This window comes from Methylibium sp. T29-B, assembly GCF_000576225.1.
GTDB classification, from domain to species: Bacteria; Pseudomonadota; Gammaproteobacteria; order Burkholderiales; family Burkholderiaceae_C; genus Methylibium; species Methylibium petroleiphilum.
In genome coordinates this window covers 1-5,818 of sequence record NZ_AZSN01000192.1, presented here as the reverse complement: position 1 = coordinate 5,818, position 5,818 = coordinate 1, and the positions used below count along the sequence as shown (strand labels likewise).

At 71.1% G+C, this 5,818-nt stretch carries 5 protein-coding genes and 1 pseudogene; all 6 read right to left on the bottom strand.

The genetic code is table 11. The features are described from left to right. A pseudogene (locus tag Y694_RS19195) lies at window positions 1–386 on the bottom strand (biotin/lipoyl-binding protein); the annotation flags it as partial. Next, entirely contained in the window at window positions 386–970 is a 585-nt protein-coding gene (locus tag Y694_RS26250; protein WP_231497793.1) for an ABC transporter permease, read from the bottom strand. The gene Y694_RS26250 and the pseudogene Y694_RS19195, both read right to left, overlap by 1 nt. Continuing rightward, on the bottom strand, window positions 907–2,757 hold the full coding sequence (locus Y694_RS19190; protein WP_231497792.1) for an ABC transporter permease: 1,851 nt from the start codon (window positions 2,755–2,757) through the stop codon (window positions 907–909). The genes Y694_RS26250 and Y694_RS19190 overlap by 64 nt, the downstream gene beginning before the upstream one ends. A gap of 6 nt (window positions 2,758–2,763) precedes the next feature. Further along, window positions 2,764–3,486: an ABC transporter ATP-binding protein gene (locus Y694_RS19185; RefSeq protein WP_036235445.1), complete on the bottom strand. Its 723-nt coding sequence runs from the start codon at window positions 3,484–3,486 to the stop codon at window positions 2,764–2,766. Further along, the gene (locus Y694_RS19180) at window positions 3,483–4,379 is read right to left on the bottom strand and encodes a hypothetical protein (RefSeq protein ID WP_152543560.1); all 897 of its coding nucleotides are present in this window, start codon (window positions 4,377–4,379) and stop codon (window positions 3,483–3,485) included. The genes Y694_RS19185 and Y694_RS19180 overlap by 4 nt, the downstream gene beginning before the upstream one ends. A 43-nt stretch (window positions 4,380–4,422) precedes the next feature. Then, window positions 4,423–5,818, bottom strand: a 1,396-nt coding sequence (locus tag Y694_RS19175; RefSeq protein WP_036235441.1) for a bifunctional aminoglycoside phosphotransferase/ATP-binding protein, incomplete at its 5' end; no start/stop codon positions are given.

Below are 5,818 nucleotides of genomic sequence, written 5' to 3'. Positions count from 1 at the left end.
CGCGCGACCGCGGCGCGCGCAGCGCGGGCGCCGGCGCGCTGCACGTTGGCTCGCGCGATCTCGAGCTGCGACTGCTGTTCGCGCAGCGTGCGTTCGTCCAGCATGGGCGGCAGCACCGGGTCGAGCATGGCGAGAACCGCGCCGGCTTGCACACGGTCGCCCTCGTGGAGCTCGATGCGCCGCAGTCGGCCCGCCAGCGGCGCCGAGACGAGGTAGCGCTCGCGCAGCCGCGTGCGCCCGTCCTCCTCGATCGCGGCCTCGAAGCGGCCGAGCCTGGCCTGGGCCGTCTGCACGTCCATCGGCCGCGGCGCGAAGGCCCAGGTCAGCAGCAAAGCCGCTGCCAGCAGCGCACCGGCGGTGTAGGCCATGGTGGTCTTCTTAATCATCACTCCCTCGTCTTCAGCACCGCCACCAGGTCGAGCCGGTCGATGCGCCGGCGCACCACGAGCGCGCTGGCCACTCCGGCAACCACGACACACAACGCGGCCCAGGCGTACGTGCGCGGGCGGATCGTGGCGGGGAACAGGAACTGGTCCGAGCGAAGCAGGTCGTCGACGCCGTGCACCAGTGCCCAGCCGAGTGCCATGCCGAGCGGCAGCGCAAGCGCAATCGCCAGCGCCAGCTCGCCCAGCAGCAGCGCCGAGACCTCGGCGCGCGTGAAGCCGAGCACGCGCAGCGAGGCCAGCTCCCAGCCGCGCTCGGCGAGCGCGATGCGCGCGTTGTTGTAGACCACGCCGATCGAGATCATCGCGGCGAACAGTGTCAGTATCGTGCTCGTGATGCGCACGTTGCGCGCGCTGATCTCCTGCATGTTGCGCAGCATCGTCGCCTTGCTGAAGGCACCGGCTGCGCGGGGCAGCGCTTTGCTGGCCTCCAGCAGCGCGGCCTCGCGGCCCGGCTCGACGCCTAGCACCCAGCCGGTGGAGACGTCGCTGTCGCCGAGCGCGCGGTTGAGAGCACCGCGCTCCATGTAGCGTTGAGGCCCATCATCTCGCGCACCGTGGCATCGACGCGCAGCGCCAGCGTGCGCGGCTCGCCGGTCAGCAGTTCGGCCTGCACGGTGTCGCCGACCCGCAGCCCGAGCTTGTCGGCCAGCCGGTCGGAGAGCACGACGCCATCGCCGGCGAGCGGTATGACCGCCCCGTCGAGATCGACCACGCGGTACAGCGCGGGCCGGGCGGCATACCCGCGGATCAGGCCGCGTTCGTGGCGGTGGCCGTGCACCAGCGTCACTGGCACGAAGCGCGTCGATTCGACCTGGCGCACGCCAGGCAGCCGCATCAGCTCGAGGCGAGCCGCGTCATCGACCGGCTCGACAGCCCAGACCGTGACGTCGCCGCGCAGGCCGAGCTCGAACTGTGTGTGCACGATGACGTCGATCGCGTCGCGGAAGAAGTTGCCCATGATCGTGATGGCCACCGCGGCGGCGATGCCGGTGATGCTGGAGGCGGTGCGCAGGGGCCGCCGCTCCATGTTGCGGATGACCATGCGCAGCGCCGGCGCCATGTGCTGCACGCCCAGCCGCTCCAGCAAGGTGCGGCGGTAGCGGTCGGGCGCCGGCGGGCGCATCGCCTCGGCCGGCGGCAAGCGCACCGTGGCCAGCACCGCGCTCAGCGTGCCCAGCACCGCGGTGAGCAGCGCCACCGCCGCGCTGGTCGCCGCCAGCCAGGGCGCGAGGCGGTGTTCGAAGCGCGGGAACTGGAACAGCTCGGCGTAGAGTCCCGTGAGCATCGTTCCCATCCAGCGGCCCAGCAGCAGACCCAGGCCCAGACCGATGATCACGATCGCCAGAACCAGCTTCAGGTAGTGCATGCCGATCGCGCGGTCGGTATAGCCCAGCGCTTTCAACGCCGCGATCTGTTCGCGCTGTGTGCCGACCAGGCGCGAGATCACCACGTGCAGCAGGAAGGCCGCGACGCCGAGGAAGATCGCCGGCACCACGGTGCCGATGACGTGCTGCGCCTTGATCTCGTTGTCCAGCATCTGGTGCGAAGCCTGGTCGGCGCGGCCGTGCACATCGCGGCCGCCGTAGGGCGCCAGGCGGCGCGCCAGCGCAGCCATCGTCGCGGTGGTGTCGGCGCCCGGCGCCAGCCGCACCGCGAGGCGGTTGAACGCGCCGTCCATGTCGATGGCGGCGGCGAGGACGCGGCGGTCGACCCAGAAGATGCCGTATCCGCGCTGGTCCGGCATGCCCCAGAGGCCGGCAAACACGAACTCCGGCGACAGCGCCAGCCCGCTCACGCGCAGGGTGCGCAAGCGGCCGTTGATCTGCGCCTGCAGCGTGGCGCCGGGTTTCAGCCCGCGCGCCTGCGCAAAGCCGCGCGACACCAGCACCGGAATGCTGCGTGCGCCCCCGTCGGCGTCGAAGGGCTGCAGCGCCGCGCCGGCGGCGACGCTCACCACGTTGAGCCGTTGTGGGCGTTCCAGGTCCAGGCCGACGAGTTGACCGATGATGGGATCTGGCACGCCGGGCAACGTGATGCGCGCCATCGTCTCGACGCCGGCTTCCAGGTCGGCCACGCCGGGCTGCTCGCGCAGCGTGACCTGCAACGAGTCGGGCGCGCGCTTCAGGTTCGCGAACACGTCGGCGAAGCGGCCGGCGGCATAGTAGTCGTCGCGCGCGGCGGCCAGCGAGTCCACTGCCGACAGACTGGCGATGAAGCCGGCGATGCCGGCGGCGACCACCAGCGCGATCGTCAGCGCCTGGCTCCACATCAGGCGCAGGTCGCGCAGCAGCTTGCGGTCGAGGGCCTTCATGAACCGTCACCAAGCCAGTTCGGCCGGCGTCAGCTTGCGCGCGGGCACTTCGATGCGCTGGATGCGGCCGTCGGCGAGATGGATCACGCGATCGGCCATCCCGGCGATGGCCGCGTTGTGCGTGATCACGATCGCGGTCGTGCCCAGCTCGCGGTTGACGCGCTCGATCACTTCCAGCACCAGCTTGCCGGTCTGGAAGTCGAGCGCGCCGGTCGGCTCGTCGCACAGCAGCACCTCGGGCCGCTTGGCGATGGCGCGCGCGATCGCCACGCGCTGCTGCTCGCCGCCTGACAGCTGGGCCGGGAAATGGTCGCGCCGCGGCGCCAGGCCCACCTGTGCCACCGCCTCATCAGCCGGCATCGGGTCGCGCGCGATCTCGGTCACGAGGGCGACGTTCTCCCGGACGGTCAGGCTCGGGATCAGGTTGTAGAACTGGAACACGAAGCCCACGTGCTCGCGTCGATAGGCGGTGAGCGCGGCGTCGCTCGCCCCGTCCAAGCGCGTCGGGCCGAATTGAAGAGTGCCGGTGCTCGGCACGTCGAGCCCACCGAGGATGTTCAGCAGCGTCGACTTGCCGCTGCCCGAAGGTCCGAGCAGCACGATGAACTCGCCGCGCGCGATGTCGAGGTCGACGTCGCGCAGCGCGCGCACCTCGACCTCGCCGGTGCGGTAGGTTTTTGCGAGACCGCGGGCGCGGAAGAGAGGCGAGTCGACGAGCGGCATCTTCATCTTTCCTCGTCGTGCCGCCGTCTTCCGTTTGCGACCGCCCGCAGCGGCAGCAATGCGCCGAACACGGCGCCGGCCAACCCGACAAGCCCGAACGCCGGCAGACCCAGCAGCGGGGGGGCGCCGCGGATGGTCATCACGATCGTCGAGCCGATGATCAGCGCCGCGGTCACCAGCGCCAGCGAGAGCCGGCTCGCGGCACGGTCGAGCGGATCGCCGTCGTGGTGAAGGTCGTCGATCTCGATGCTCACCTTCAGATTGCCGCGCCGCGCCCGATGCAGCCGCCGCGCCAGGTCCTGCGGCAGCCGGGCCATCGTCTCGACGGCTCTGCGGGTTGGCTGGCCGAGTCCGACGTACCGATGAACTGGCGAGAGTGCCGCGACGGCATGCCCGTTGCCGAGACGGCGCGTGCAGCGCTCGTGCTCGACCTGGTGGTTCTGGGCCAGCGCAGGCCCGCGTTGCGCCGGGCCAGCGAGCTGCGCGCCGACTTCGTTCAGGCGGTGGTCATCGACAGCGGCATGCCGGCGCTGCTTGTCCCGCAAGCCATGCCCTGCAAGGGAATGGGATACCGGGCGATGGTGGCCCGGAAGCCGACGCGCGAGGCAGCCCGCGCGCTGCACGCAGCGCTGCAGCTGCTGCGAACGGCACAAACGGTCACTGTCGTCGGCTGGGGCGAGGATGCCGGAGCCAGCGCCGAGGGCGTGCGGCACTGGCTGGCGCGGCACGATGGCCAGGGCCGACTGGACGTGTCGGCCGGTGCGCAGCCCGACGCGCTGGGCGAGTTGTTGCTTTCGCGCGCTGCCGGCCTTGAAGCCGATCTGCTGGTCTGCGGTTGTTATGGTCACAGCCGCGCACGCGAATGGGTGTTCGGCGGCGCAACGCGCACGCTGCTGCAATCGATGACGCTGCCGACCCTGATGGCGCACGGAAGGACCCGGCTCAGCGCGCGTCGGCGGCGAGCCAGTGCGCCGCCAGCGCATCGATGTCACCGGCCAGCGGCAGCACGTGGGCAAGCTCGTCTTCGGCCAGCAGCTGCTGTGTGCGCAACTGATGCTCCAGCACCTCGGTGCCGCCTTCCGAAGCGTCGCTCGCGGCGGCGGCACGCTGCGCCAGACGCACGGCAAGAACGTCCCGGGGTGCCTCGCAGTGCAGGATCGAGAACGGCACCCGCATCTGGTCGGCCAGCGCGCGGAACATGCGCCGCGGCGCCTCGGAAAGGAAGGTCGCGTCGACGATCACCGGCCAGCCGGCCGCGAGCGCGTGGTGCGCAGCTTCACGCAGGTACGCATAGGTCTGCTCCGTGCCCGCCGCATCGTAGGGACCGTCGCCCAGTCCTGCTCCGCTGCGCGCCAGCGCCGCCAGCCCATGCAGGCGCTTGCGCTCGACGTCAGAACGCAACCGCACCGCGCCTGCGCGTTCGAGCAGGTGCTCCGCGATGGTGCTCTTGCCCGAGCCGGACACGCCATGCATCAGCAGCAGCCGCCCGCTCGCGGGCGCGATCCAGTGCCGTGCCAGGCCCAGGTAGTCGGGCGCCTCGGTCACCGGTGGGTGCAGCGTCGCGACCATCGCCCGCACGAGGGCACGGTAGACGAGGTAGTAGCGCAACACGGCCAGACCGGCGTGGTCGCCGGTGGCCGCGAGCCAACGATCGAGGAAGCGGAATCCGAGGTCAGTGCGTCCGTGAGCCGTCAGGTCCATCACGGTGAAAGCGATGTCGGCCTGGACGTCGATCCAGCGCATCGCCGGGTCGAACTCGATGCCATCGAAGGCGGTTGCCTCGTCGCCTTCGGCGAACAGGTTGGCCAGGTGCAGGTCGCCATGGCCTTCGCGCACCCAGCCTTCGCGCTGGCGCGCCCGCCAGTGGCCGTCGAGTGCCGACGCCTGCGAGCGGGCCCAGGTTTCGAACGCCTGCGTCTGCACGCCGTGCGCGGCAAGACCTTCGAGCAAGTGACACGTGTCGGCCGCGATGCGAGCCGGGCTGCCGTAGGCCGTTCCCGCGCTGGCGCGAGGCGCCGCGGCATGGAAGGTGGCCAGCCGTTCCGCCAGCTTGTCGACGAGCGCTGGCGTCAGCGTGCCGGCCGCCAGGCGCTCGCTGAACAGCGCCCCATCGGCGAAGCGGCGCATCACGAGCGCCCACTCGATCGCAGGCCCGGACCCGCCGAGCACCGGGTCGTCGGGCTCGCCGGTCACCGGGACGATGGCCTGGTAGATCGAAGGCGCGAGGCGGCGATTCAGCTGCAACTCCTCGGCGCACATGCGCCGGCGCGCCTCCAGCGTGCTGAAGTCGACGAACGGCAGCGTCACCGGCTTCTTGATCTTCCACACTTGCCCGGCA

Coding starts and splice junctions, on each gene's coding strand:
- Y694_RS26250 (WP_231497793.1), bottom strand. CDS start 970: ATGGAGCGCGGTGCTCTCAACCGCGCGCTCGGCGACAGCGACGTCTCC.
- Y694_RS19190 (WP_231497792.1), bottom strand. CDS start 2,757: ATGAAGGCCCTCGACCGCAAGCTGCTGCGCGACCTGCGCCTGATGTGG.
- Y694_RS19185 (WP_036235445.1), bottom strand. CDS start 3,486: ATGAAGATGCCGCTCGTCGACTCGCCTCTCTTCCGCGCCCGCGGTCTC.